27 protein-coding genes are annotated in these 26,969 nt (G+C 35.4%); 14 read left to right on the forward strand and 13 right to left on the reverse strand.

Translation table 11 applies throughout. The annotated features are described in order from the left end of the window. Window positions 1–123 precede the first annotated feature (123 nt). Window positions 124–864: an acyl-CoA desaturase gene (locus tag PGOND44_RS06475; protein ID WP_040555852.1), complete on the reverse strand. Its 741-nt coding sequence runs from the start codon at window positions 862–864 to the stop codon at window positions 124–126. Between the two features lie 68 nt (window positions 865–932). Then, a complete protein-coding gene (locus PGOND44_RS06480) occupies window positions 933–1,502 on the reverse strand; it encodes a Crp/Fnr family transcriptional regulator (protein ID WP_003438684.1) in 570 nt (189 codons plus the stop codon). 638 nt (window positions 1,503–2,140) lie between these two features. Here PGOND44_RS06480 and PGOND44_RS06485 point away from each other — a divergent pair. After that, entirely contained in the window at window positions 2,141–2,332 is a 192-nt protein-coding gene (locus tag PGOND44_RS06485; RefSeq protein WP_003438688.1) for a cold-shock protein, read from the forward strand. 200 nt (window positions 2,333–2,532) lie between these two features. Here PGOND44_RS06485 and PGOND44_RS06490 read toward each other — a convergent pair whose 3' ends face one another. Next, the gene (locus PGOND44_RS06490; protein WP_003438690.1) at window positions 2,533–3,627 is read right to left on the reverse strand and encodes a DUF6544 family protein; all 1,095 of its coding nucleotides are present in this window, start codon (window positions 3,625–3,627) and stop codon (window positions 2,533–2,535) included. Window positions 3,628–3,636: 9 nt separating this feature from the next. After that, window positions 3,637–4,209 (reverse strand): outer membrane beta-barrel protein, encoded by a 573-nt coding sequence (locus PGOND44_RS06495; protein WP_040555853.1) that lies wholly within the window; start codon window positions 4,207–4,209, stop codon window positions 3,637–3,639. 556 nt (window positions 4,210–4,765) lie between these two features. On the opposite strand from PGOND44_RS06495, the gene PGOND44_RS06500 reads away from it, so the two are divergent. After that, a complete protein-coding gene (locus tag PGOND44_RS06500) occupies window positions 4,766–5,983 on the forward strand; it encodes an acyl-CoA dehydrogenase family protein (protein WP_003438694.1) in 1,218 nt (405 codons plus the stop codon). Window positions 5,984–6,176: 193 nt separating this feature from the next. Here PGOND44_RS06500 and PGOND44_RS06505 read toward each other — a convergent pair whose 3' ends face one another. The 3 genes from PGOND44_RS06505 to PGOND44_RS06515 form a co-directional block, all read right to left on the reverse strand. Then, on the reverse strand, window positions 6,177–6,842 hold the full coding sequence (locus PGOND44_RS06505) for a thiamine phosphate synthase (protein WP_003438695.1): 666 nt from the start codon (window positions 6,840–6,842) through the stop codon (window positions 6,177–6,179). 488 nt (window positions 6,843–7,330) lie between these two features. Further along, on the reverse strand, window positions 7,331–7,906 hold the full coding sequence (locus tag PGOND44_RS06510; RefSeq protein WP_003438697.1) for a DUF4251 domain-containing protein: 576 nt from the start codon (window positions 7,904–7,906) through the stop codon (window positions 7,331–7,333). A gap of 56 nt (window positions 7,907–7,962) precedes the next feature. Continuing rightward, window positions 7,963–9,207 (reverse strand): NAD(P)/FAD-dependent oxidoreductase, encoded by a 1,245-nt coding sequence (locus tag PGOND44_RS06515; RefSeq protein WP_003438699.1) that lies wholly within the window; start codon window positions 9,205–9,207, stop codon window positions 7,963–7,965. 113 nt (window positions 9,208–9,320) lie between these two features. Between PGOND44_RS06515 and PGOND44_RS06520 the strand changes: the two genes are divergently transcribed. Continuing rightward, window positions 9,321–9,737: an arsenate reductase family protein gene (locus tag PGOND44_RS06520; RefSeq protein WP_003438701.1), complete on the forward strand. Its 417-nt coding sequence runs from the start codon at window positions 9,321–9,323 to the stop codon at window positions 9,735–9,737. A gap of 73 nt (window positions 9,738–9,810) precedes the next feature. Here PGOND44_RS06520 and PGOND44_RS06525 read toward each other — a convergent pair whose 3' ends face one another. Beyond that, complete coding sequence (locus PGOND44_RS06525; RefSeq protein WP_003438702.1) at window positions 9,811–11,775, reverse strand: aconitate hydratase; 1,965 nt, start codon at window positions 11,773–11,775, stop codon at window positions 9,811–9,813. Between the two features lie 135 nt (window positions 11,776–11,910). Here PGOND44_RS06525 and upp point away from each other — a divergent pair, with 135 nt between their 5' ends. After that, window positions 11,911–12,564, forward strand: coding sequence for a uracil phosphoribosyltransferase (gene upp / locus PGOND44_RS06530; RefSeq protein WP_003438704.1), 654 nt, complete (start codon window positions 11,911–11,913; stop codon window positions 12,562–12,564). A 45-nt stretch (window positions 12,565–12,609) separates the two neighbouring features. Next, complete coding sequence (locus PGOND44_RS06535) at window positions 12,610–13,455, forward strand: OmpA/MotB family protein (RefSeq protein WP_003438706.1); 846 nt, start codon at window positions 12,610–12,612, stop codon at window positions 13,453–13,455. Window positions 13,456–13,531: 76 nt separating this feature from the next. Here the strand turns inward: PGOND44_RS06535 and PGOND44_RS06540 are convergent, their stop codons facing one another. Together PGOND44_RS06540 and PGOND44_RS06545 are read right to left on the reverse strand one after the other, a co-directional pair. Beyond that, entirely contained in the window at window positions 13,532–14,386 is an 855-nt protein-coding gene (locus PGOND44_RS06540) for a dienelactone hydrolase family protein (RefSeq protein ID WP_003438708.1), read from the reverse strand. A 10-nt stretch (window positions 14,387–14,396) separates the two neighbouring features. After that, window positions 14,397–14,831, reverse strand: a complete 435-nt coding sequence (locus tag PGOND44_RS06545) for a DUF2452 domain-containing protein (protein WP_003438711.1) — start codon at window positions 14,829–14,831, stop codon at window positions 14,397–14,399. 189 nt (window positions 14,832–15,020) lie between these two features. Between PGOND44_RS06545 and PGOND44_RS06550 the strand changes: the two genes are divergently transcribed. The 5 genes from PGOND44_RS06550 (at window position 15,021) to PGOND44_RS06570 (ending at window position 18,026) form a co-directional block, all read left to right on the forward strand. Then, window positions 15,021–15,455: an FKBP-type peptidyl-prolyl cis-trans isomerase gene (locus PGOND44_RS06550; RefSeq protein ID WP_003438714.1), complete on the forward strand. Its 435-nt coding sequence runs from the start codon at window positions 15,021–15,023 to the stop codon at window positions 15,453–15,455. Between the two features lie 104 nt (window positions 15,456–15,559). Then, the gene (locus PGOND44_RS06555) at window positions 15,560–16,105 is read left to right on the forward strand and encodes a carboxymuconolactone decarboxylase family protein (RefSeq protein WP_003438716.1); all 546 of its coding nucleotides are present in this window, start codon (window positions 15,560–15,562) and stop codon (window positions 16,103–16,105) included. A gap of 59 nt (window positions 16,106–16,164) precedes the next feature. Then, window positions 16,165–16,611 carry a hypothetical protein gene (locus tag PGOND44_RS06560; RefSeq protein WP_003438718.1) on the forward strand — a complete coding sequence of 149 codons (447 nt, stop codon included), beginning with the start codon at window positions 16,165–16,167 and terminating at the stop codon, window positions 16,609–16,611. Continuing rightward, on the forward strand, window positions 16,612–17,040 hold the full coding sequence (locus PGOND44_RS06565) for a hypothetical protein (protein ID WP_236611969.1): 429 nt from the start codon (window positions 16,612–16,614) through the stop codon (window positions 17,038–17,040). It abuts the gene before it with no gap. 119 nt (window positions 17,041–17,159) lie between these two features. Continuing rightward, window positions 17,160–18,026 (forward strand): sigma-70 family RNA polymerase sigma factor, encoded by an 867-nt coding sequence (locus PGOND44_RS06570; protein WP_003438722.1) that lies wholly within the window; start codon window positions 17,160–17,162, stop codon window positions 18,024–18,026. Between the two features lie 54 nt (window positions 18,027–18,080). On the opposite strand, the gene PGOND44_RS06575 is transcribed toward PGOND44_RS06570, so the two are convergent. Continuing rightward, window positions 18,081–18,794, reverse strand: a complete 714-nt coding sequence (locus PGOND44_RS06575) for an SDR family oxidoreductase (protein WP_003438726.1) — start codon at window positions 18,792–18,794, stop codon at window positions 18,081–18,083. Between the two features lie 124 nt (window positions 18,795–18,918). Here PGOND44_RS06575 and PGOND44_RS06580 point away from each other — a divergent pair, with 124 nt between their 5' ends. Continuing rightward, on the forward strand, window positions 18,919–21,222 hold the full coding sequence (locus tag PGOND44_RS06580) for a transglycosylase domain-containing protein (RefSeq protein WP_003438727.1): 2,304 nt from the start codon (window positions 18,919–18,921) through the stop codon (window positions 21,220–21,222). A 3-nt stretch (window positions 21,223–21,225) separates the two neighbouring features. On the opposite strand, the gene PGOND44_RS06585 is transcribed toward PGOND44_RS06580, so the two are convergent. Continuing rightward, entirely contained in the window at window positions 21,226–22,077 is an 852-nt protein-coding gene (locus PGOND44_RS06585) for an SdiA-regulated domain-containing protein (RefSeq protein WP_003438728.1), read from the reverse strand. A 68-nt stretch (window positions 22,078–22,145) separates the two neighbouring features. Between PGOND44_RS06585 and PGOND44_RS06590 the strand changes: the two genes are divergently transcribed. The 3 genes from PGOND44_RS06590 to PGOND44_RS06600 all read left to right on the forward strand — a co-directional run bounded on the left by PGOND44_RS06590 (window position 22,146) and on the right by PGOND44_RS06600 (window position 25,338). Then, entirely contained in the window at window positions 22,146–23,432 is a 1,287-nt protein-coding gene (locus tag PGOND44_RS06590; protein ID WP_003438730.1) for a mechanosensitive ion channel family protein, read from the forward strand. Further along, window positions 23,429–24,640: an MFS transporter gene (locus PGOND44_RS06595; protein WP_003438733.1), complete on the forward strand. Its 1,212-nt coding sequence runs from the start codon at window positions 23,429–23,431 to the stop codon at window positions 24,638–24,640. The genes PGOND44_RS06590 and PGOND44_RS06595 overlap by 4 nt, the downstream gene beginning before the upstream one ends. A gap of 77 nt (window positions 24,641–24,717) precedes the next feature. Then, on the forward strand, window positions 24,718–25,338 hold the full coding sequence (locus tag PGOND44_RS06600; RefSeq protein WP_003438736.1) for a YqaA family protein: 621 nt from the start codon (window positions 24,718–24,720) through the stop codon (window positions 25,336–25,338). On the opposite strand, the gene PGOND44_RS06605 is transcribed toward PGOND44_RS06600, so the two are convergent. Then, entirely contained in the window at window positions 25,335–26,948 is a 1,614-nt protein-coding gene (locus tag PGOND44_RS06605) for a BCCT family transporter (protein WP_003438739.1), read from the reverse strand. The two genes, PGOND44_RS06600 and PGOND44_RS06605, sit on opposite strands and share 4 nt — an antisense overlap. Window positions 26,949–26,969: the final 21 nt, after the last annotated feature.

Consider the following 26,969-nt stretch of genomic DNA (forward strand, 5'->3'; position numbering starts at 1 on the left):
TAAAGTACACAATTTAAATTGGAAGTCACATAACCCGTTAATATACTACTCTTAGCACAACTGAAAAACCTACACTGAGCATAGCTGAAGTGTAGGAGGGAAACTTGGGTTTTTGCTTGTCTATTAGCTCCTCACTGGAATGGGTTTCAATTGAATAAATCCAAAGGCATCCAAGACTCTTATGATCAAATAAGTGATATCAATTTCATGCCATTTCACACCAAAATTTGGACTACTGGCGTGTTTGTGGTGATTATTATGATAACCTTCACCCATCATTAAAAAATCAAATGGGAAGAGATTTTTACTAGTATTCTTCACGGTATAATTCACATAACCAAAGATATGACCAAACCAATTGATTATGACTCCATGTATAGGCGCCATTGCAAGGGTGACCGGCAATAATAACCATTCCCACCAAGTGGTTGCAAAGACAGCGAAAAACGAAATATAAGCAGAAACCCACAGCAAACGAGACACCCTGGAACTTGCAAAAAGATCAAATTTTTTCCATTGAGGAACATTTTTGGTGAACTTCTGGTCCACTTCAACCCGCTGCTGATTAATGTCTTGATAAATCGTTTTTGTTTTCCACATCATCGCAAATAAGTTCGCGTCATGAGACGGAGAGTGGGGGTCTTTTTCTGTATCGGTATAAGCATGGTGCATGCGGTGCATAATACCGTAACCATAAGCACTTAAGTAGCTTGGGCCTTGAAATATCCAAGTAAGCACAAAGGTGATGCGTTCCATTGTTTTTGACATCGTAAAGACCTGGTGTGCTGCGTAACGGTGTAAAAAGAAGGATTGAAAAAATAAGCCTCCGTACCACAGTATTGCAACGAATAAAACTATCAACATAATTTTTTTTTACAAAGATACCTTGATGTAAGCTGTGAAACAATGAACCCAAATCAATAAAACGAGGTTTATAGACGTTTCCTAATTCTGCTTAAAGCCTGTGAAGTCACTCCAATATAAGAGCTGATGTATTTTAAAGGAATTTCTTTTAAAAGTTCTGGGCGTTCTTCAAATAGATTCAAATAGCGTTCTTCTGCAGTGAGATTTAATAAGTTCTGCTCGCGTTTGGATTTTATCAAATAAAGGCGTTCAGCTGTTAACCTCCCTATAAGATTGCCTAGTTGCGTATTTTTGTAGACCAACTGCAAATCTGCATATGTAATGCTCAACATCTTTGTGTCTGTAAGGGCTTGTAATTGATAAGCAGAAGGAGTTCTGGTTAAAAAGGAATCGTAAGCACTCACAAATTCATCTTTGAAACTAAAACCAAAGGTGATCTCTTTGTCTGGGTCTTCCTTAGGAATGAACAAACGAACAGCGCCAGATTCGATAAAGGAAATGTGGTTTTCTATATCTCCTGCTTTTAAAAAAACCGATTTCTTAGGGAAAACACGAGGTTGTAATTTTGACGTAAAGAAGTCCCAATCTAAGTCGGATATGGGAACTATTTTATCTAAAAATGCTTTGATTTGTTGCAACTTTTTTATTTAAATAAATTAATACTCAAAGGTAAAACTTAAGGGCGAATCAAATAGGGAGAGTCGCTAATTTACTTATTCGTTAATATTTGTCTATGTAGACTTGTAACTAATGAGCTAGGTTAGGTTGTTTAAAATTTTAGACTTATTTCAAGCAAAGCGCACGAAGAAATAAACGCAAAGTAGCTCAAAGTGATCATTCGCTATTCAACTTCGTGACCTTTGAGATAGGATTAGCGTTCTTTGCGTGAAACTTTTTGAGAAATTGGAATTCAATACATTTAAAAAAAGAATTTTAAATTGATTGATTAGTTACGTAAACTTAATATTTCAGAAAAAGAAAATTTACACTACTCACTACTCATTACTCATTACTCACTACTCATTACTCACCACTAGTTCAATTTGGTCTTAGCGTTTTCTGAATAGTGGGAAAATGTTTTATTCAATTATTGGTTCAGATCGTAATCGAATTAATTTTAGCTTATGATGAAGTAATTTGTAAAAGTTTTTACCTCAGCAAAGTCGGTAAAATATAGGAGTGGAAATATATTTTCTATTTAATTGAATTATAATTTTTTTATTTCAATTTTATTAAATATATTTGTGACTTATTATAATCAATAAATTACATTAAAATGAATAAAGGAACAGTTAAATTTTTCAATGACACTAAAGGATTTGGATTCATCACAGAAGAAGGTGTTGATAAAGATCATTTCGTTCACGCTTCAGGATTAATCGATGAGATTAGAGAAGGTGACGAAGTTGAATTTGATTTACAAGAAGGAAACAAAGGGTTAAATGCAGTAAACGTAAGAGTTCTCTAATATATATCCATATTTTTCTACAAAAAGCCCTATCAAAACTGATGGGGCTTTTTATTTTTATACACTTCATCTTTTCAATGCAGTTGTTTTTTATCAACACAATTAAAAAAACTTTGCCTTAGTTTTTTTTATAATCTCTTGTTTTTTTGGGGATGTCCTTTCCTAACTTATGATATTGATATCGTCTTTATTAATAGTATTTAAAAAACTACATTATATTCTAAATCAACAATTTCTAAATCAAGCCATTTAAAATCGCCTTCTTCTAATTTCCAGATCACATTACTTTTATTTGGGATTTTAATGCCATTGTATGTTTTAAAAGAGACTACTTCTATATGCCATTTTTCAAGCTTAGAATTGGTTTCACTTCCATAATAACGTTTTGCTTCAAAGGAAACTAAGTCTCCTTTATCAGAAAATGAAAATACGCCTGATACCTTTTGGCCATCTGCTGTTAATGTTACTTTTGCTGAAGTTGCATCTATCGTTTCCCAAGTCATATAATCATTTAAAGCTGCAGAAGGAAACCAACAGATTTCGGCTAAAAATCGAATCATGACTCCTTGATTTATTTTCTTGTTTTTGCCTTCATTCACCACAGGAATTAGCGATGCCAATTTAATGAGCATCTCACCTTCTCCATTATACATTTTATCTCGGCCAACCATCTTTAATACTGGCATTGCATCAACTTTGGTTGTCCAAACAAAAGAAGGGTTTACAACGTTAAAATGTTGAATCGCAGTAAATGGCATCCATTTACTATCTGTTTTGGTTCGCATTTGTCCAATTTGCTCTAAGCGAAGAGAGATTACTTTTTCTTTTCCTATAACTCCAGAATTTTTAATCCATTTTTGTATTATTTCTGGTAAATGTAAAATGTCGTTCTCAGAAATCACAGGAGTATTTTCAACTTGAATATTTTGGAGTATTTGCGCTGATTCTTTTTGAACCATTTTATTAAATCGAAAATTTCCAAAAGCAGAAATACTTACCAATAGAACGATGATATTGATAATGGTTCCGAATTTAGCATCCTTCCACAATAATATAATCAGTGCTTGAGAATTAAGTATTGCAATGAAAGCGACTATAAACCACAATTCTTGTTTTGTTAGAAAAAGTGCTGCTGAACAAATAAACATAAGTGCAGTAATCAGCCAAAGTATTCCCATAGGTTTCGAAATACTTTGAGATAATTGATTTATTTCTACTAATTGAAATGCTTTTGCAAAACCCATTAGGTGAATGAGTGTATGCAATAGAAGTATAAAACTAAAAACAAATTTCATTACTCAGTTTTAAAATATTTTTGCAACGCCTACAGCAAATACAAAGTAATTAACATCAACGTTCGAGGTTGACTCGCCAAATTCAACATCTCTAGAAAGTTCTCGGTAACCAAATTGGGGCCTTAAGTTCCAGTTAGCTCCCAACTCGTAATTAAGACCGACTCCAAGTTCCCAGCCCAATCCGTGACCAGAATCTTCAACAATATCACCATCGGTGTTTTCAATTTCAATGTGATTGTAAATTCCACCTCCTCTTAACAGGTAAGAAAGTTTTTCTGAAGTTCCTATTGGATGGATAAATTCTAAACCGAAAATGTATCCCGTTAAGTCAAAATCAAGGTCGGAATTTTCGATTTTAAAGGTATTATAGCCCCAGCCTGCATAAGCCCCCAAATGATCCATAAAACGGTAGCTGCCGGCAACTTCAAATCCAAAGCCAGTTTCGACATTAGAGTCGACAAAATCTTCAGTTGGAAAGTTAATTCCTGGTCTTAACTCAACGGACCATTTGTTTTGTGCAAAAGTTATACTTGACATAAGTAGTGATATTGCACATACTAAATACAATTTTGATGTTTTCATAACTTATTATTTATAATTTATTGATAAAATTATTATGGAAATATGATTTAAATAATGATAATTATCAATTTTACATTTACTTATTTCTTAAAATAAAACCTAAACATTAAACAAAGTTTCACGCTAAGAGCGCTAAGCCTTTCTCAAAAGTCCCGAAGTATAAATAGCGAATGATCACTTTGCGCTACTTTGCTTTTTTTCTTTGTGCGCTTTGCGTGAAATAAATTTTAAACATCTTAACCTGAAGGCTAATATCGAAATCAACTTTGCGACTGAGACAAAACGAACTTGAAGGTCTCAAATCAATACCTGGTTTAAATAATATCTACAGATTAATTAGCTGCGGAATTCTCGTAAACGACTGCATTTTAAAAAACGCAAATCAAATAATTCATTCTTAACTTTCTTGTGGTAATTAATCATCTCCTGTTTACTAAACCTTCAACAAACCTTAGGAAAGGTCATAGTAAAATAGGTCAAGAAATTCGTTTGTTTTAACCTATCTTAGGGATGTTGGAGGGCTCAGTATGTTTTTAAGAATTATAAACTGGTTTATATGTTACAAAATGTTTTATTAGAACGCGAAATATATGCATCAGAAGAACATAAAATGATGCAAAAAATGATTCAGGATTTCATTAATAATGAAATTATTGATCATACAGAAGAATGGGAAGAAAAGGGTATGGTTAGCCGAGACATCTGGGAACGTGCTGGAGAATTGGGTTTGCTATGTATCGATATGCCCGAAGATTATGGAGGAAGTGGTTTGGATTTTAGCTTTAGCGCCCTATTTATTGAAGAAATGGCAAAAGAAGGCCTCAGTGGTCCTGGTTTTTCATTGCATTCAGATATTGTTGCACCTTATCTGCTAAAGTACGGTACCGAAGCTCAAAAGCAAAAATACCTACCTCTAATGGCTGCTGGAAAAATAATTACATCTATAGGTATGACTGAGCCTAACTGCGGTAGTGATCTTCAAGCGATTAAAACAAACGCGGTGGATAAAGGTGACCACTATTTGGTCAATGGACAGAAAACCTTTATTACCAATGGTTATATGAGTGATATGTCTATAGTTGCTGTAAAAACCAATGTGGGAACAGCGGAAGAAGGAGTATCTTTATTAATCATGGAAAGCCATTTTGAAGGTTTCGAAAAGGGGATTCCTTTCAAGAAAATAGGCATGAAAGCTCAAGATACCTGTGAATTATTTTTTGATAACGTAAAAGTTCCTAAGGAAAATTTATTGGGAGAAGAAGGCTTAGGATTCAAAATTATGATGACAGAATTGGCAAGAGAGCGCTTGTCTGTAGCGCTCAATGCTATTGGTGGGGCAGAGGGAGCCATAGAAAAAACGATGGCCTATACCTCTACAAGAACCGCTTTTAACAAACCCATCGCGGGATTCCAAAACACCCAATTTAAATTGGCCGAATGTGCTACGCAATTACAGGTGCATCAAGCGTTTTTAGATCGGTGTACACTATTAGTATCAGATCATAAACTCACTGCTGAAAGTGCTTCAATGGCGAAGTATTCAGCAACAGAAATGCACGGTAAAGTTGTAGATGAATGCCTGCAATTATTTGGAGGTTATGGGTATATATGGGATTACCCCATTGCGCGCATGTATGCCGATAATAGAGTCGCCAGAATTTATGCTGGAACCAATGAGATTATGAAGGTATTGATTGCCCGGGGCTTGTTTAAAGAACTGTTTCAGCAAATGAAGGCAAAGAAAAAAACGACAAAAAGTCAAAAAAATCATTGAAGTCGTATCGGAAACTCTTCAGATAACAAAAAACATCTCGATACATCCCGACGAGAAAGTCGGAATACTCAATGAGACAAAACAACATAATATGAGCTTTTCACAACTAATTAATGCTAGTTTATTTTATTCATTTCTATGAGTGAAAATAGTATCAAGAATAAAATATTTGGTTTTAAACAGTGTTCTAATTCTATTCAAACGTATGTCGTTGTTCTGCTGTTGAAGAGGCGTTGAGTAGTTGATTAAATAATCTTATCTTGTTAAAATCGCGAGTAATCTCGGTAGATACCGCAACACCAGCGATACCAGATTCCAATAGGGCTGTAACATCTTCTGTAGTGATACCGCCAACACCTATAATGGGTATTGGGGTTTTTAGAACATCCATAATCACTCTATAACCATCCAAACCTAAAACAGGAGGCCTGTTAGCTTCTTTAGCGGTTTCTCTAAAAGGACCTAAATGGATATAGTCTATTTCTTTATCTAATAATGTTTCGCACTCTTGTAAGGTATTTGCTGTTCCCCCAATACTTTGCCAAGTGTATAAATGCGTTCTAGCTTCAGTAGGGCAGCGATCTGTGGGTTCTAAATGCACTCCATCTGCTTTAAGGGTTTTTGCAATTTTATAATCACCGTTAATAATTAATCGGGTTTGAAAATGTGTAGTGGTTTCTCTAGCAGCTTCAGCTATTTTTAAATATTTTTTTTCTGAAATGCTCGCAGGATCCTTTGGAAGGCTTTTTAAGTTTAATTGCACTAATTCTGCACCGTAAGAACAGGCTTTTTGAATGTTTTCTAGATGTTCTTCTGGAGAGCTCCCTTGTGATATATAATGTAGTTTAGGTATAACCATATCTTAGTTCCTGATTAAAATTAGACGCCATGCAAAAATACGAATGTTTGACTACCTAATGACAAGGATTTCTTTAAATGACGTCGTAAAGAAAGCCATGGACTATTCAGTTACTCATAAGAATGATATTGATGACTGTAACTCATTAAAAACACATAAGCGTCAAGTCCTGAAATAGGTTGACATAAAAAACATTAATAAGCTTAATAATCCACACGTAGTGTAGATGAAGCCAAACAAGTAATCTGAGATATTTTACATAACGACTCCTTCAAGCTTATCATCTATAATAAACATATGTCTTAAAATGGCTGTGACATAATCCAAAGTTATAGACCTAAACCCGATATAACAGGATTATGGCTATTAGAATTGTCAATGTTCCATATACTTGTTTTATAAATTGTGGATATGTTGTCCTATAATTTATATTATGTAAAATAGAATTACACAAATTTTAGATAAATCATAAACATCCTCAAGATCTCTTACTCTTCTTTTGGTTCTGTAATTGCTTTAAGTGTTCCATTATATTGAATGGTATTCCGTTGCGATGACCAAATATTGATAATAGCATTTAAACTTGGGTACAGTGTTAGGCTTACATCATAGTTTTCATTACTGTCTTTATCCCTAACGTTAAACTCCATCAGGTAGTAATCTTTATCATCGTCTTTGGTTAAAGTTAATTCTTTAGGAGTAGTTTCAAAGTCAATACCTCCGCCATCAGAATTATATCCGCCACCCATTTGGCGTTCTCCGTAATACGGTAAATTGGCCGAAACAGTATCGTTTTCGAATTTGAAAGTGTTCTGATTACCTTGTAAGTTTATCTGTGAGGCGTTGTCTCCTGGCCTAAAAAGTCCTGCATCGGCCAACTGATTCAAACTATTGGTCACCAAAGGTCTGGCCCATTGGAGTTCTATTTCAAAATTGCGATCGGTAACGAGCTTTTCTAAGCTTGCTTTTTCTTGAGCTGTATACACATTGGACGATCCACAAGAAACGATACTCAACAATATAACTGTAAAGGCAAAAAATACTATATTTTTGTTAACTTTCATGATAAAGGATTTATGATCTAAACACAATGTCAATACCATGTTGGTGTTCATCACGTTTAGCCTAGATTTATAATACCGTTTTTAATTTTGGAGATCACCGCTTGCGCTGCAGACTCTCCATTTAACATTGCCGCATTAATCGAGCCATTCGCTAAATGATCTCCCGCTAGAAAGATCTGATCTTTTAATTGAGTCTCCGACTTTGGTAGCATATAACTCACCGTTTGCATAATAGGTAAAGCTTTTTTGATGTGGTAAAACCGCTTAAATTCTAAGGTGTCTATACCCACATAGGTTTTTAAATCCTCTGTAATTCTAGCCTCAAGTTCTTCTTGCGATAACTCATGGGGTTTAATTATACTTACCGATAGCAAATGCTCCTCAGCTTTTGGTTTGGATACATAGTAAAAATTATTAACCAATGCGTCCTCGTCTGCAATTAAACCAATCATCGGTTCTTTAAAGGCGCGTTGCTTCACGCTTAGGTAATAGTTATCGACGCTTTTCCAGAGCGTATTCTGATTGTTTAAATTGGAAATAAGGTGAGAAGCTTCAGTGGCGATAATCACAAAATCGAACTCCGCTTCTCCTCCGTTTTTAAATATAACATTCTGATTTTGAATAGATTCAACGGGTGTATTAAAGTGAATTTTAGTCTGTTTCAATTGAGCCATCAGTTGATTGGGAATGGCTTGTATCCCCTTTTTGGGGATTGCAGCGCTTCCTTCTCCAAACATTTTATAAACAAATTCGAATTTCCTGGACGAGGTCGTTAACTCGTGCTCCAAGAAAATTCCTGTAAAAAAAGGTTTAAAAAAATTATGAATGATGTCTGATGAAAATCCGTAATCCTGAAGATACTGTAAAGTGGTTTTTTCTTCAGCCAAAAAGATATCATCAAAGCTTTTCTTTTTGAGCTCGGTATTGAGTTTTAAGATTTTCAGTTTATCGGCGAAACTTCCTATTTTGGAGGTTAAGGTTGGAAACAACAAGCTTAATTGTCGCAAGGGATCTCCTATTTTGTCTTGCTGTCCTTGATTGTAAATAACGGCACCAGGGTAGAATTTCTCAAGCTCTAACAAGTCATAGTTTAAGTATTTTTGAGTTGCTGGATAGTGGGTGAGTAAGACTTGAAAGCCGTGGTCGAAAGTATATCCCTCTCTATAATCGGTTTTTACTCTGCCCCCTACTCGATCTGTCGCTTCAAAAATTTCTGGCTGAAAACCTGCCTTTTCGAGATTAATAGCTGCGACAAGGCCACTTAATCCTGCTCCTATGATAGCAATTTTTTGATCTTGCATTGATGTATCGTTTTTCCGATAAGGTCTATATTCTCTATAGATATAAACCTCAAAATATTACTAAATGTTTCCGAACCACTGGATTAATTCTTACTTTAGAAAAAATATTAACCATGAGTAACAAAGATATGGGAGTTATAGCAAAAAATGATCGCGAATTAAAATTATATTATCATCCAGATAGTAGGATTGCCAAACAAAGTATTGCAATCGCCGAAGCCACCAAAGCTCAAAAAGTATTGATTAACCTCAATGAAATTAAACTTACTGAAACTCAGTGGGCGGAACTTTCTAGACTTCTGAAAAAGCAACCCTCAGAATTAATCAATACCGATCACCCTTTTATAAAAAAGACTTTAAGTGACCATCCGAATTTAGAGGAAAACCAAGCCTTAAAGGTATTGGCTAAAAATCCAGAGGTTTTGATGCATCCCATTGCCATGCGGGGCGAAAAAATAATTGAGGTGAAGGGAATAAATGATTTGATGTCTTTACAAGAAAATGATTCTAAAGACGCTAAGTTGCCTTAGACCTAAGGACATATATGGATACTAAAAAAGCGCTCCAAATGGAGCGCTTTTTATATTCAACATTTCTGAAGGTTTATAATTTTTCTTTGAAATCGTTGATGATTCCACCTTTCACGATAATTTGAATTTGTCTATCACTTAAAGTATGTTTCATCTCAATGGTTTTTGAATCGCCTTTAGATTTGTGAATTACCACTTTTACGTTCTCTTTAGATTTGACAGATTGAATCACATCTTTCAATTCTACATCATCACCTTGCTCTATACTATCATAGTCATACTCATTGATGAATTCGAGTGGTAAAATCCCAAAGTTTGCCAGATTTTGCCAAGCGATTCTAGCATAACTTTTAGCCAACACAGCCACTTGACCTAAGTACTTTGGAGCTAAAGCTGCATGTTCCCTACTGGAGCCTTGCGCATAATTTTCGGCAGCTACGACGACGTGACCCCCGTGAGACTCTTTTGCAGTCATAGCCCTATCATAAAAACTATCATCGATAACCATAAAGGAGTATTTACTAATTTCTGGAAGATTACTTCTGAAGGGAAGCACTTCTGCGCCAGCCTTTAGGATCTCATCGGTCGAAACATTATCGCCCATTTTTAATAATACAGGAACTCGGTAATGGTCCTTTAGCTCTGGGATTTCTGGTAAAGCTTTAATATTAGGTCCTTTTTCCAATGTTACCGATTTATTATTCTCTACTGGTGCGATAAGCATATCGGTATTGATGATTTCATAGGTTGGATATTCAAATTTTGGGTAAGTCATATCAAATTCTTTCTCCAGATCTCGAGGATCGGTAATTTTTCCCATAAGTGCTGAAGCTGCTGCAGTTTCTGGGCTACACAAATGAACCTGATCGTCTTTGGTTCCGCTTCTGTCTGGAAAATTACGTGGCATAGTTCTTAAACTAATGGTTCCACTTGCTGGAGCTTGCCCCATACCAATGCAGCCCATACAACCTGATTGGTGAAATCTTGCCCCCGCTTTTATCAAGTTTCCAAAAGCTTTATTATCAATCATGTTCTGCATGATTTGTCTAGACGTTGGATTGACATCAAAACTCACCTCAGGACTGATGCTCTTGTCTTCTACAATCGCGCTGGCAATCCAAAAGTCTCGTAATCCAGGATTGGCTGAAGAGCCAATAACCACTTGACTTATGGGTTTACCCGCTACTTCAGACACTGGAACAACATTACCAGGACTGGTTGGTAAAGCAATTAGAGGGACCAAATTATCTAAGACAATTTCATCATGAAATTCGTATTCGCAACCTTCATCGGCTAACAATTCAGACCAATCCCCTTCTCTATTCTGTGATTTTAAAAAGCGTTTAGTTTCTTTGTCACTAGGAAACACTGTCGTGGTAGCGCCAAGCTCTGCGCCCATATTGGCAATGACGTGTCTATCCATAGCACTCAACTCGTTAAGACCATCGCCGTAATATTCTATCACCTTACCAACTCCTCCTTTCACATCGTGACGTCTAAGCATTTCGAGCACAACATCTTTAGCACTCACCCAATCGGGTAATTTACCAGTGAGCTTTACTCCCATTACTTTTGGCATTTTGACAAAATACGGCTGACCTGCAATGGCTGCCGCCACATCCAAACCGCCAGTTCCAATAGCAAGCATACCTAAAGATCCTGCAGCGCAAGAGTGAGAGTCTGACCCAACTAAGGTTTTGCCTGGTTTACCAAAGCGTTCCATGTGTACTGGGTGACTTACTCCATTTCCTGGCCTACTATACCATAACCCAAAACGCTGAGCTGCAGATTTTAAAAATTTATGATCATCTGCATTTTTAAAATCCGTTTGTAAAAGATTGTGATCAACATATTGAACTGCAACTTCGGTTTTGGCTCTATCCAACCCCATGGCCTCGAGTTCCAATTGAACCAAAGTCCCCGTGGCATCTTGAAGTAAAGCTTGATCTATTTTTAGGCCAATTTCTTCGCCGGGTATCATTTTTCCCTCGATAAGATGAGATTTGATGAGTTTCTGAGTAACATTTAGTGGAGTCATATATAAATATATTAGAACATTAAATTAGAAATTATTGAACAACTCAGAACAAAATTAACGATACTTTAATGCCACGGCTTCTTCCAAATTAGGTTTGAGACTACAGTAAAAACTCCTATTTTTGAAAAAAAACTTATGAAAGTTCATAATTTAAGTCAAACCCATTCTATCCTTAATCACTTCATCCACCAATTGAGAGATGAATCGGTACAACAAGACCGGATGAAGTTTCGAAGGAATATTGAGCGCATTGGAGAAATACTGACTTATGAAATGAGTAAAACCTTTTCCTACAGTCCCCAAACCTTTCAAACTCCCCTAGCTGAAACGACCTCTCATCTCTGCCAGGATGAAATAGTGGTCTGTTCTATATTAAGAGCAGGTATTCCTTTGCACAATGGTATTCTTAATTATCTAGATGAAGCAGATAATGCTTTTATTTCAGCTTTTAGAAAAGTGGAAAGCAATGGAAAAGATTTTGAAATAGTAGTTGAATACTTATCCTCTCCCAGCTTAGAAGGAAAAACCTTGGTTTTGGCAGATCCTATGCTGGCTACTGGTAGGTCTATGCTCAATGTCTATAAAGCCTTGGAGAAATTAGGCCAACCTAAACAAACCCATGTCGTATCTGTTATTGGCGCCCAGCCGGGAGTTGATCTTCTCGAAGAACACTTCCCTGAAGATACACAACTCTGGATTGCTGCCGTGGATGACACTTTAAATGAGAAGGGATACATTATTCCGGGATTGGGAGATGCAGGTGATTTAGCTTTTGGAAAAAAATTGTGATTTTTTTGAAAAAAATATCTACATTTAACTCAAATCTAATCACTTATGACTAAAATTGCTACAATTACACTTTTATTTGCTATTTTGATGACCTCATGTGTTTCTAAGAAGAAAATGAACCAAGTTGAGAATCAAAAAACAGCCTTAGAACAAGAACTTTCTGATCTGAGATCTGAACAGCAAAATTCCAACGACAACTATGCAGAGCTTGAGGACGAAGTTTTGTCTTACAAGCAGAAAATTGCCAACTTACAAGGTGATGCTGAAAACAAAATCCAACTTACCGATAAAGGTATGCTGGTTTCTGAAAACACCAAATCGAATGTGAGAAAAGTATTTTCTAAAATGCCAGTCGACCAACGTTCTAAAGCTAATACGTTGGAAGATTCGATCAACCTTGCTGTAGCCTACAACATCAAGTCGAACCTTTTAAAACAGATGAAGGATGAAGACAAAGTTGCAGATGAGGCAATTGAAATTACTGTGGAAGAGCCTATTGTAAGAATAACCTTAACTGATAAAGTTTTATTTAAAAGCGGAAGTTATTGGGTCGATAAAAAGGCTTATAACCTTTTAGCCAGAATTGCAGAGGTGATCAACTCGGAGCCAAATATGGACATTAGAGTTGAAGGTCACGCCGATAATATGAAAATTTCAGAATCTTCATACATCGTAGATAACTGGGATCTAAGTATTCGTAGAGCAGCTTCCGTAGTGAGGACTTTGGAAGATAAGTTTGGAGTGGGCGGAGATCGTCTTATTGCTTCTGGCCGAGCTCATTATTATCCTGTAGCAGATAATGCAACCAAAGAAGGTCGCGCAAAAAATAGAAGAACCACTATTCTTCTGTTACCTAAGGTGGACCGTTACATGGATATATTAAAAAAATAAAAGAATTCACTATAAATAAGAAAAGCCTGCTTGTAAACATCCAAGCAGGCTTTTCAATTACAACAAACAAACTTACTTATTCGCTATAAAGGTCTTTAAAAAATAATGTCATTTTTTCCCAAGATTTTTCTGTTATTTCTTTATCATAAGCTAGTGGAAGATCGAATTTTTCACCTAAGCTATCGGCATCTTTATTGGTAAAAGAATGCATCACGCCTTCATAAGCAATATACTCATAATCAGCGTTGATAGCATCTAATTGAGATTTGAATGTTTTTTCTTGCTCATCGGTAATCATCATATCTTCGGCCCCATTTTGAATTAAAAGTTTGGCTTTCAAATCTTCATTTGGCATAACTGGTAAACCAAGTCCACTATGAAAGACAGCAACTCCATCTAAGTCAGCACCAGAATTGGCCATCGACAAGGCTACACTTCCACCAAAACAAAAACCTATAGCTGAAATCTTTTCTGCATCTACATTCTCATCAGCTTTTAGAGTTTCCATCGCTGCCATAAAACGTTTTTTAGCAGTGTCAAAATTCTTCATCACGTTGCTAGAAAATGCCATAGCTTCCTCTGGATGTTCAGCTTGTTTTCCATTTCCATACATATCGACGGCTAGAGCTACATAACCCATTTCAGCAAGTTCATCTGCTTTTTGTCTTGCGAACTCATCGTGACCCCACCATTCGTGTACTACAATAATTCCAGGTCTTTTACCTGACGTAGCAGTATTTCTGGAAATATATCCGTTTAGCATTATAGAGTCTGAGGCTTGATAGGAAATTTCATTTCCTATTATCTCGGTCGAATTTTCTTCTTGGACTACTTCTACATTTTCTTCTGAAGTGTTTTCCTTTTTATCAGCCTTACAAGCTAATACACTTACTGTGAGCGTAAATAATAGTATCCAATGATAATTTTTCATAGAGTAATGGTTAATGGGTTAAGGTGAGTTTTCCTTTAGAATCCAATCGAACCCACATTTTGTCTTCATTGAGTTTAAAACTTCCTTTAAAATCAAAATTACACTCATTAGGGGATATAATAGATAAGAATATTTTTCTCTTTTTATTTTCATATAGATGATAAATCTCACCTACAATAGGTTCAAAACTAAACTCAGCACTGTAAATAAGATTATTGTATTCGTATTGCGCCATCAACTTTTCATACTTCTGCTTTAATTCTTCGTACTCTGTTTTGATTTGATGATTGACTTTACTCACATTGGAGTTTTTCCATCCTGTTAAATCTGTAGGAGTGATCTTTGGAGCACTAGAATTTGTAGCATAAGGCAATAAACCCGCTTCATATTTATTGGTATCTTCATTGTAAACTACCTGATCTGGCTTTTTGGAGTTGTTGCCCATTTTGAAATTTTAAATAATTTAAGCGAAATTATGTTCAATTATTTCAATAATTGCCTTACTTAAGGTTAAAATTGCATTAAAAAAGAGAATTAATAACCGATATAATTGGGTTTGGCTATCTAAATGATATCTTTGTATTAATTGTTAAATAAAAGTTCTAATTAATTAGAAATCAATAAATTAATATTTATGAGTCAAGTAAAAGAAAAAGACACAGTAAAAGTTCACTACACAGGAAAAATAGCTACTAGCGGACAAGTTTTCGATAGTTCTTTAGAAAGAGAACCTATTGAATTTACGCTAGGCGAAGGTACAATTATTCCAGGTTTTGAAACTGGTGTCCTTAATATGAAAGAAGCTGAGAAAAAAACTATAGAAATCCCTAAAGAAGAAGCTTACGGTGAAGTTAAGGAAGAACTTTTCCAACAAGTTGGTAAAGATCAACTTCCAGAGGATATAAAACCTGAAGTAGGTATGGGATTAGTTTCTCAAAATCCTGATGGAACTGAACGTCAATTAAGAGTTGCAGAAGTGAATGAAGATCACATCGTTGTCGATGCTAATCATCCACTTGCTGGACACGATCTTACTTTTGAATTGGAATTAGTTGAAATAAAAAGCTAAATCTATTCAATTTTAGAATTCAAAAACCACTCTTTACGAGTGGTTTTTTTTTGTAATCTCATTACCTTCTAAACGACTATTCAATCGAATTTAAAAATAAATATATGAAACCTATTGAAATTAATGAAGCTCAAGAACCTGCAAAAGGTATTTTAGAAGCTACAAAATCTAAAATGGGCGCAGTTCCTAATATGTTCAAAATGATGGCTAACAATCCATCCCTTTTAAACGCTTATACGAAAGCCGATGAAACGTTTAGAAAGGATTCTGGTTTTACTCCTCAAGAACAAGAAGTGATTTTGCTTTCTATAGCTGTTTATAATGAATGTACTTATTGTGTAGCAGCACATAGCTTTATCGCTAAGCATCAAAGTAAAGTCTCTAAGGAAGTTATCGATGCTTTACGAGATCGTAAAAAATTATCAGAGGCTAAATACGAAGCGCTTTCCAAGTTTGCTGTATCTGTTACCAAGGAGCGTGGCTTCCCTACTCAAGAGGCTACAAATGCCTTAAAACAAGCAGGCTATACCGATCAACATGTAGCCGGTGTTATTACTGGGGTTGGTATGAAGACGCTAAGTAACTATATCAATCACATTTCAGAAACTAAAGTCGATGATATGTTTGCTGAATTCAAGTGGGAAAAATAGAAGGTAATTTTTGCTAACTCTTAAAAACGCTCAAGTCTTTATAAGCTTGAGTGTTTTTTATGCAAAGTATTCTAATAAAATTTAAAGTTGTTTATGATGGCTTATCTATTTTTGCACCCATGAAATTAACATTACAATTAGCAGCTATATATAATATCCTCTGGGGCGCCTGGGTGGTTATTTTTCCAAATCATTTTTTTCAACTTGTGGGTATGGAACTCCCTACTCAACCTATGATCTGGCAAGGTATGGGAATGGTTATAGGAGTGTACGGTATAGGATATTGGTGGGCGTCCTTTAACCCTCTAAGGCACTGGCCAATTGTTGCAGTTGGTTTCTTAGGAAAGATTTTTGGTCCCTTGGGTTTTGTGTTTAATTATTATGAAGGCAAAGTTCCTTTTGAGTTTTTTTATACGCTTATTACCAATGACTTCATTTGGTGGATTCCTTTTTTCTTGATTTTGAAAAAAGTTCATCAAGATTACAACTGGAAACTAACCGACTAGATGAACAGTATACTCGAACATCTATGTATGTTAAGGCTTTTAGCCGATTTTGGACTTGTAGTCTTGATTTGGATGGTTCAACTCATTGTTTATCCAGGATTCACCTTCTACTCCGAAGAGCATTTATTGAATTGGCATAAAACGTACACACCCAGAATTACGTTTATTGTAGCTCCACTCATGTTCATTCAAATGGGAATAGCGCTGTACTTGTGCATTTTTGATTTTTCAACAGTCCATTTGGTCTATTTAATTTTAGTGGTCTCAACCTGGTTCAGCACCTTTATTTATTTTGTACCGTTACATCATAATATCGAAGTCAATAGAGACTTAAAGTCATCGGCTAACAGGTTAACCAAAGGGAATTGGATACGCACCATTCAATGGACTTTTATCTTTATTTACGGTGTGATTTGGCTTTCTTCTTAAGGCTATTATAAAATATTGGAATTAAGACATCTTAAAAGCAATAATACTTGACTTTACCAGTTTAAAGTCGTATTATAGCCAAATTCCAGTTATTTATTATTATTATATAAAAATTATATATGAGACAGCTTAAAATTACCAAACAGGTTACCAATCGTGAATCTAAGTCCTTAGATAAATATCTACAAGACATTAGTAAGGTAGATTTAATTACAGCTGAGGAGGAAGTTGAATTAGCTCAACGGATTCGGGAAGGCGATCAAGCAGCTTTGGAAAAATTAACTAATGCCAATTTAAGGTTTGTCGTCTCAGTTGCAAAACAATATCAAAATCAAGGTTTAAAATTGCCTGATTTAATTAATGAAGGTAATGTTGGTCTTGTTAAAGCAGCCAAGCGATTTGATGAAACCCGTGGTTTCAAATTTATCTCGTACGCTGTATGGTGGATTAGACAATCTATCCTTCAGGCTTTAGCAGAGCAGTCACGTGTGGTAAGACTTCCTTTAAATAAAATTGGAGTCATTAACAAAATAAACAAAACCTTTTCTCACCTAGAACAGGTCAACGAGCGTCCACCATCTGCTATTGAAATTGCTAAAGAGCTCGATATGAGTGAAGCTCAAGTGAAAGTAGCTCTTAAAAATTCTGGTCGTCATCTCTCTATGGATGCACCCTTTAAGGAAGGTGAAAACGATTCGAACTTATATGATGTATTAAGTTCTGCTGAATCCCCTACTCCAGATGATCAATTGATGAAAGACTCTTTGAGTATCGAAATCAATAGAGCTTTAGAAACCCTATCTCAAAGAGAAGCAGATGTTATTCGTTTAAATTATGGGATTGGCAATCAACCAGCGATGACGCTTCAAGAAATTGGAGATACGTTCGATTTAAGTAGAGAGCGTGTAAGACAAATTAGAGAAAAAGGCATTAGACGATTGAAACATCAATCCAAAAATAAAATGCTTAAGAAATATTTAGGCTAATCCTAGATACTTTATAAACGTAAAAAAAGCCATTCAGAATGGCCTTGAGGTAAATTATTTCTTGGAAGGTTGAGATGGCCTTACCTCTACTTTACTCGGTAGAGTTCTAGGATTCATTTTAAATAAATCAACAACCAATTCTCCCAAATCTTCGGGTTGAATTTTCCAAGCATCACTTTCATCTGGAGTATTTCCATTGAAATGAGAAGCTACAGACCCAGGCATGATAGTAGACACATTTACACCGTAATCTCTTAAATCCATCATCACAGCTTGCGTAAATCCTGTTACTCCAAATTTACTGGCGTTGTAAGCAGATCCTTTTGCGAAGAAATTGGTTCCTGCAAGACTAGATATGGTTATAAAATATCCTTTACTCTTTTTTAAAGCCTCTACAGAAGCTTTAATCGAAAAAAATACTCCTGTAAGATTGGTGTCTATAGTTTCTTTCCATTGGGTTTCTGTCAAATCTTCAATAGAGTGATAGTGGCCCAATCCTGCATTAGCTATAACGTAGTCGAGTTGACCAAATTCGCTTAAAATTTTTTGTACTGCTTTTTCTTGATGCTTCAATTCTCTTACGTCTGCTTCAATACCAATAGCTTTTGCATTGGGATTGGAACTTTTAAGCAATTCTACAGCTTGGTCAGCAGAAGACTGCGTTCGGCTAGTAATAGCAACATGAACCCCTTGTTTCATCAGGGCATCTGCAATACCAAAACCTATTCCTTTACTTCCGCCTGTTATATAAGCAACTTTATTTTTCATATTTTCTAAATAATTTTTTGATTTATTTAAAGTTAATGTCTAGGTATTAACTTCATCCTCATTTTTAAAACTTTTAACGTCATCGTTTGAAGTTTAAAATTACTTTTGAGCAAAATTAAAATTCATGACAAAGTCAAAAAAGAAAAAAAACAATAGCTTTTTCAGACTTTTCCTTTGGGGGATGACGATTCTTATTGGAAGTTTTTTCATTTTCTTTGGAAGCATTTATATAGGGTTATGGGGGAAAGTGCAGACAAAGAGCGATCTTCAAAATATAAAGCAGTCGGAAGCCACAGAAATTCTAGATCATAAAGGAGAAGACATTGATAAATTCTATAAATACAATAGACAGTCTATTTCATATTCAGCTTTCCCCAAACACCTTGTAGAGGCATTAGTCGCTACTGAAGATGCACGGTTTTATGAACATGATGGTGTGGATAATTATAGTCTTTTGCGCGTGTTTTTTAAAACTATCCTCTCTGGTGATAAGTCTTCTGGAGGAGGAAGTACACTTACGCAACAGTTGGTCAAAAATATCTATGGGAGAAAATCTTATGGTTTTTTTAGTCTACCCGTTAACAAGTTGAAGGAAAGCATCATTGCCAAAAGGATTGAAAATGTGTATTCTAAAAAAGAAATTTTAGAATTATATCTCAATACGGTTCCTTTTAGTGGTAATACTTACGGTATAGAGAGTGCGGCAAATCAATTTTTTGATAAAACCACATCCGACTTATCTGTTCCAGAGTCGGCGACCTTAGTGGGAACCCTTAAGGCTAACCATTCTTACAATCCAAGACTTTTCCCTGAACGAAGTCAGTTGAGACGTGATGTAGTTCTTTCTCAAATGCAAAAATATGGCTACCTGACTTCAGAAAAAGCAAGTTCTGCTATGAGTGAATCTATTCAATTGAAACTCTCTAAGCGGAACACCTTTCAACGTCAATTTTTCGTTGACCTTATCAAGTCTGAAGTTGAAGGTATCCTTGATAGTATCAATTCCAAAAATGATTATAAATATAGTATAGAAGAAGATGGCTTAAAAATTCACACTACCCTAGATCTTGATCAACAAAAGCTTTTAGAAGCTTCTGTTAAAAAGCATATAGGCAATTTGCAGCCTCAGTTTGAAGCAGAATATAACACCGATTTACCTTGGAAAAATAAAGCACTGCTTTTAAAAATTGCTGAAAACACCAAGGTCTATAAGAGATTAAAAAGGTCTAAAATTTCTAAAGATCAACTCCTAGATAGTCTCCAAAAGAAGAGACCTATTGAGGTTTTAAAAAATGGAGAATACACTGTATTACAGCTATCTACGTTAGATAGTATAAGCTATAGCTTGAAGCAAATAAATGCGGCAAGCCTAAGTGTAAATCCAAAAACTGGAGCCATATTGGCTTACGTTGGTGGTGTAGACTACAGAACCTCAAAATTTGATATCATCAAAAATTCTAGACGCCAAGTGGGGTCAACTTTTAAACCCATTGTGTATGCTTCTGCCTTAAAAACTGGAATAAAGCCTTGTGATTATTTTTTAGCAAAAGAGATCACCTATACTAACTTTAAAGACTGGAAGCCAGAAAACTCATCTCATAAGGAAGAAGATCCTTACCTCAATTTTTCTATGAAACACGCCCTCACCCACTCTTTAAATACGGTGAGTGTAAAAGTATTGGAAAAGGCAGGAATTGAAAATACAATTACACTAGCGAAGAGTATGGGAGTAACTTCCAATATGGTTAGTGAACCTTCTCTAGCTCTTGGAGTTGCAGAATTGAATATGAAAGAATTAGCCAAGGTATATTCGAGTATCGCCAACCAAAGTAAAGTTCCTGAGATTCATTTTATAACAAAAATCACATCAAAAACTGGCGAAGTGATTGCTGAATTTACTCCTGCTCAACCTAAATCTTCAGAACTGGAGGTTGAGCAAAACCGAATCTTATTGGCCATCTTAGAAAATGTTGTTGATGAAGGTACAGCCAGTCGATTACGAACTACCTTCGGACTCCGCCAAGATCTGGCTGGGAAGACCGGTACAACTCAGGGGAACAAGGACGGTTGGTTTGCTGCGATTACTCCAAAGTTGGTCAATATTACATGGGTAGGGCATAATAACCAAAGCATCAACTTTAAAACTACTCGACTAGGTCAAGGTGCAAATTCAGCGTTGCCCATTTTTGGAACTATGTATCAACAGATGGTTAAAGAAGATCGCTTTAATGAGATCACTAGAGCGAAATTCCCGTCACTCTCCGAAAACCAAAGGGAAGCTTTAAATTGCAATGGTATAAAGCGTGATGGTTTTTTCAAACGCCTATTTACAAAAGACGAAACTGAAAAGAATTTTGACGACGAAACCGAGAAGGAAGATAAAAAAGAAGGCTTTTTTAGTCGTCTTTTTAGCTCAAAAAAGAAATAAGTATCACTTAAATTCTATAAGTTGTATGTTTTGTTTTTGAAAATCCCCTTCCTCATTAGAAATATATATTCGCCCTTTAGAATCGAAGGATAAACCTTCTGGTTGTTGGAACTTTTCGGGATCTAAGAGGTGCATTTTTTTCGGAGATCCATCTGGCTCTAATATTAAAATTCTAGGAGTTTTCGAATCTAAAATATAAATTTCCTGTGTAGTTGGATGAATCGTCAATTCTGAAGGAAAGAAATTAGTTTCCATAAACCAGGAAGCATCTACTTCAAATATCGGATCTCTGTAACTTAAATTTATAAAGTAGTCTTCTTTGGTGTCAAATGTAGTGGGATCTAATTCATAAATAAGAAAGCGATCCCTAGTGGTTAGAAGGTTATTTTCTTTTGGAATTGTAAGAATTTCACCTGTAGTTTTATTGATATCAAAACTTTCGATGTTATGTTTTTTTGAAAATTCAGTTTGAAAGACTTCGACTATCCGACTTTCGAGTTCGAAATTTTCGATTCTGAAAAGTTGTCCACTACTATCCATGACGTAAGCTGTAGAATCAATAATTCTAATGGCTTCATAATCTCCTCTTGGTCCAAATTGAATTTCTCTTGTAACGCTTTCGAGGTTGAGATCATAAATATAGATACTTCCTTTTTCATCCTGAATACAAGCAAGCTTAGAATCATCTATATGACTAATTCCAGAAACTTCTTTTAAAGATTCCGGAAGCTCAAATGTTTTTAAAATGCGCAGTTCACCTGTGTAGGAATAATTGGGTTTTAAAAACCAATACGTTCCAGCCACGAAAAACAGTACACCTGCAATTATTAAAAAGACAATTAAATTCTGTTTCACAGCTTATTACTTATGGTTTAAGAGATCAAAGATGTAAGATTATATGTAAATTTGCAAAAAATTTGATCATGGATAAGACAACGGTTGCAAAATACTTTTATGAGCTTCTCAAATCTAGTGGGTATTTTTCTGATTTTGCAGCTACTTATTTAAATGCTGCCCTCAACTTTTTGATCATTATTATCTTGAGTTTTTTTTTATTTAAAATTTTGAGATATACAGCGCTAAGTATTTTACACAACTTAGCCACTAAAACCAAAACCAGCTTCGACGATTATTTGATAAAAAATAGGGTCTTTGTTTATCTCTCTAATCTAGTTATTCTATTTATTATATACGAACTCATACCTGTTGTTCTTATTGATTTTACTGATTCTGAAATTTATTTTGAAAAATTTATTGAGATTCTTATCACTTTTGTTGGGATTTGGATTGTAAGAAGTCTGCTATTGACATTTAAAGATTATTTAAGAACTTTCAATTCTTTTAAAGATAAACCTATAGAGAGTTATATTCAAGTCTTTATGATCCTTGTCTGGGTCCTAGGAATTGTAGTTGTATTTTCAAAATTAACCGGAAAACCACTTGTTGGTTTTTTAACCGCTCTTGGTGCATTTTCTGCTGTACTGCTTTTGATTTTTAAAGATACCATCTTAGGTTTTGTAGCGAGTATACAAGTAACGGTGAACGACACCGTAAGACTCGGAGATTGGATTACCATGGAAAAGTATGGTGCAGATGGGGATGTTTTTGAAATCAATCTAGCTTCTGTAAAAATTAGAAATTTTGATAATACCATTACTACAATACCCACTTATTATCTGATTTCAGATTCGTTTAAAAACTGGCGTGGGATGAGTATTTCTGGCGGAAGACGAATAAAACGCTCGATCTTAATAAAAGCTAATAGCATTAAATTTCTAAATGAAGATGATATTGAAAACCTAAAAAAAATTAGACTTATTACAGACTATATTCAAAATGCACAACAAGAAATTGATGAGTTTAATACCTCTCATACGATTGATAAATCCATATCCATCAACGGCAGAAACCAAACCAACTTTGGAGCCTTTAGAGTCTACGTGGATCGCTATTTAGAAAAGCATCCAGAAATCAATAAAGACATGATGATGATGACTCGACAATTGGCTCCTACTCCTGAAGGTATTCCTTTAGAAATTTATGCCTTTTCAAAAGATAAAGTTTGGCAAAATTATGAACGCGTGATCGCAGGAATTTTTGATCACCTGCTTGCTTCAGTACCGTATTTTGATCTAGAATGTTTTGAATCTCCGACCACCAAAGACATACAGAAGTTATCACCAAATTTCAAAGCTTCTGGTTCTAAATGAGAGACTTTATCTTCTTTATAAAGGGGAATTTTAGAAAATTGAGTTTTGGCTGGATGTTAACTTTCTTGTCCAGTTTTGGTCAAACTTATTTGATATCCCTTTATGTGACAGAAATTTCCGCTGAATTTGCCATTACAGAAGGAAGCTTTGGAGCTATTTATGCCATTTGCACAGTGGCTGCTTCTTTTATCATGTTATCTGTGGGACATACCGTCGATCACATTTCTGTAAAAAAGGTTACGACCTTTACGATTTTGTGTTTGGCGTTTTCCTCCATATTGATGGGACTCTCCTACCACATCGCTTTTATTTTTATAGGTTTAATTGGTTTAAGGCTTACTGGCCAAGGGATGTTAAGTCATATTAGCATGACCATTCTATCCAAATTTTATGATGAAAATCGAGGGAAAGCAATCAGCTTTTCGACGCTCGGTTTTTCTTCAGGTGAAATTGTTCTACCGCTATTGCTTACTTTAGTTATTGGCTGGTTTAACTGGAGATGGGCAATGATAGGTTCTGGTATCCTACTCATTTTGTACTTAATACGACTATACTTTACCGACCTCACTCATTTCAATAAACAATTAAGCCGAGGAAGACCATCGTCCTTAAGTCTGATTAAAGATTTTGGTAGCATTGTAAACGACAAGCGATTTTTGATTTTAATGCCCACGAGTTTTGCTATAAGCTTCACCGTTACCGCTGTAATATTTTATCAATATGTTTTTGTAGACCAGAAAGGATGGTCTCCCCAATTATACGCAGCTTTTTTTACAGGATATGCAGTAACGCGATTGCTTTTTTCTTTAGCAGGAGGAGTTTGGGTAGATAAATTCTCAGCTAAAAAGATGTTCAGGTTCTATTTAATACCTCTTACTCTAGGTTTATTGGCTTTTGCAGTGATAAATAGTATTGCTGGAGCTCTTATATTTTTACTTTTAATGGGAGTTACAGTTGGGATGTCCGGAACTATCAAGTCCTCCATATTAGCCGAAGTCTATGGCATTGAAAAACTTGGTGCTATACGAAGCTTATTTACTATGTTTATGGTAGTCAGTACAGCATTAGGTCCTTTAATTGTTGGATGGATGATTGACAGTGGGTACAGTATACAAACTATAATGCTGAGCTTATTTGGGTTCTTAGTAGTCTGTGCATTAAATGCTCAACGCATAAAAGGGATACAAACGACCGGAGTTCAAAGATAATTTAACAAATACTTAATTTATTTGATTAGTTAAAAATATGGTACAATTAAGCATAAACCTTACTTTTGTGAGCTATTATGAGCAAGAAAAATAAAAATCCTAACCGTAAATCTCATTGGAGATTATTACACCAGTATTATACTTATACAGGATTTTACAGTTTTTTAGGGAGGAGTTTGATAAAAGCAGCCCCCCCTATTTTTATTTTTATAGCTATCCTTTTAGGTATTCATTTTTTTGTCATCGATGTCAATACGATGTTGATTTACGTGACAGATAATTTTCCCCCAATTGGAGTATTTGCCATTTTCTTTGCTTCAGAATCTATTCTAGGGCTTATTCCTCCAGAGATTTTCATTGCTTGGTGTGGAAAATCAACTTATCCTTGGGGATTTCTCAGCATACTCGCGATACTTTCTTATTTCGGCGGGATCATTTCCTACTTTGTAGGTCGAGGAATTGCCAGCATCCCATCCGTTTTTGTGTTCTTGGAAGTAAAAATGTCCAAGCATATAAAAAACATGAGGAAATGGGGCGGCATTCTTATTATTGCTGGAGCAATTCTTCCTTTGCCTTTTGCTATTGCTAGTATGTCTGCGGGGATAATCAAATTTCCTTTCGGAAGTTATTTGCTCTATGGAATTTTAAGATTACTCAGGTTTGCTATTTATGGTGCACTTATCTTTGGAGCCCTTTAACTATCCTTCGAAAACTTATCATCAGTTTTATGAGAGTGTTCTAATCCGTTTTCATTATTTACTTTTGAATTAGCTTGTTTTTCCTTTTTTATAAAATCTTCTTTTAAACCTAAAAACAGGGAGTAGCACATTACAAATAAAATTACTGTAAAAGGAAGAGCTGATACTATAGAAGCGGTTTGAAGAGCTTCCAGCCCTCCTCCTATTAGCAATACGGCAGCTATAGCTCCTTCTATAACGGCCCAAAATACTCTTTGGCCCACAGGAGCATCTATCTTCCCTCCACTCGTTAAACTATCTATAACTAGCGACCCTGAATCTGAAGAAGTCACAAAAAAACTAACTATTAAAATTATAGCAACCAAGTTGAGAACGAGTGTAAAAGGATAATTTTCAAAAAATGCAAATAATGATATATCGACATTGGTATTGACAGCTTCCAAAACAGAATTATCTCCTAACAGAACATCGTTAATGGCAGCGCTACCAAAGGCAGTCATCCAAAAAAAGATAACAAGTGTAGGTAAAAACAAAACACTAAAAATAAATTCTCGTATCTGTCTTCCTTTAGAAATTCTAGCGATAAACATACCCACAAATGGGGACCAAGCGATCCACCATCCCCAATATGTGACTGTCCAAGGCATTTGCCAATTGTCCTGTGAATAGGTTTCTGTCCAAGTGGATAGCTCGATAAAATCGCCTAAGTAAGCTCCTATGTTCTGAACGTAAGACTTGAAAATAAAAAGTGTTGGACCAAGGAAAAGGACTAAAAGCAGAAGTACTAATGCTATTCTAATATTCCACTCGCTTAGCACTTTGATACCTTTATGAATACCTAAGACTACAGAACCCGTGGCAATGAGAGTAATTCCTGCTATCAAAAGAACTTGTGTGGTAATGGTATCTGGAAAGCCAAATACATAATTAAGCCCTGCAGAAACTTGCTTAACGCCATAGCCTAAAGACGTAGCCAAACCAAAAAGCGTAGCTAAAACAGCAAATATGTCTATAATATCTCCCCATATTCCATATATTTTCTCCTTTAAAAAGGGATAAAATACAGAGCGAAGTGTTAGCGGTAATCCCCGCGTATAAGTGAAATAAGCAAGTGATAGTCCTACTAAAGCATACACCGCCCAAATGTGAATTCCCCAGTGCAAATAGGTATATTGCATGGCTTGTCGTGCTGCTTCTGCGTTTCCTCCTTCGCCGAAAGGTGGATTAGAAAAATGGGTTAAAGGTTCTGAGACACTGAAATATAGCAGGCCTATTCCCATCCCTGCACTAAAAAGCATAGAAAACCACGATATTTTTTTAAACTCAGGTTTAGCATGTTCTCCTCCAATCTTCAATGTCCCATATTTGCTAAGGGCGATGTATAGGATAAATACAAGAAAAAAATTAACCCCAAGAATATAAAACCATCCTCCATTTTCAGTCACGTAAAGCTGAGTAGCATTGAAAAAAGATTTCGCAGAGTCTTTATAAACTAAGGTCAAAACAATCGATAAGAAAATTAAAAAAGCGGATGTAAAAAATACTCGTCCGTTGAGTTTCAAACCAAAAATTGACTTTTTTTCATCACTCCTTTCAACTTTATTAGGCATTTGGTGAGGTTTTAAATAACT

Source organism: Psychroflexus gondwanensis ACAM 44 (assembly GCF_000355905.1).
Taxonomy (GTDB): domain Bacteria; phylum Bacteroidota; class Bacteroidia; order Flavobacteriales; family Flavobacteriaceae; genus Psychroflexus; species Psychroflexus gondwanensis.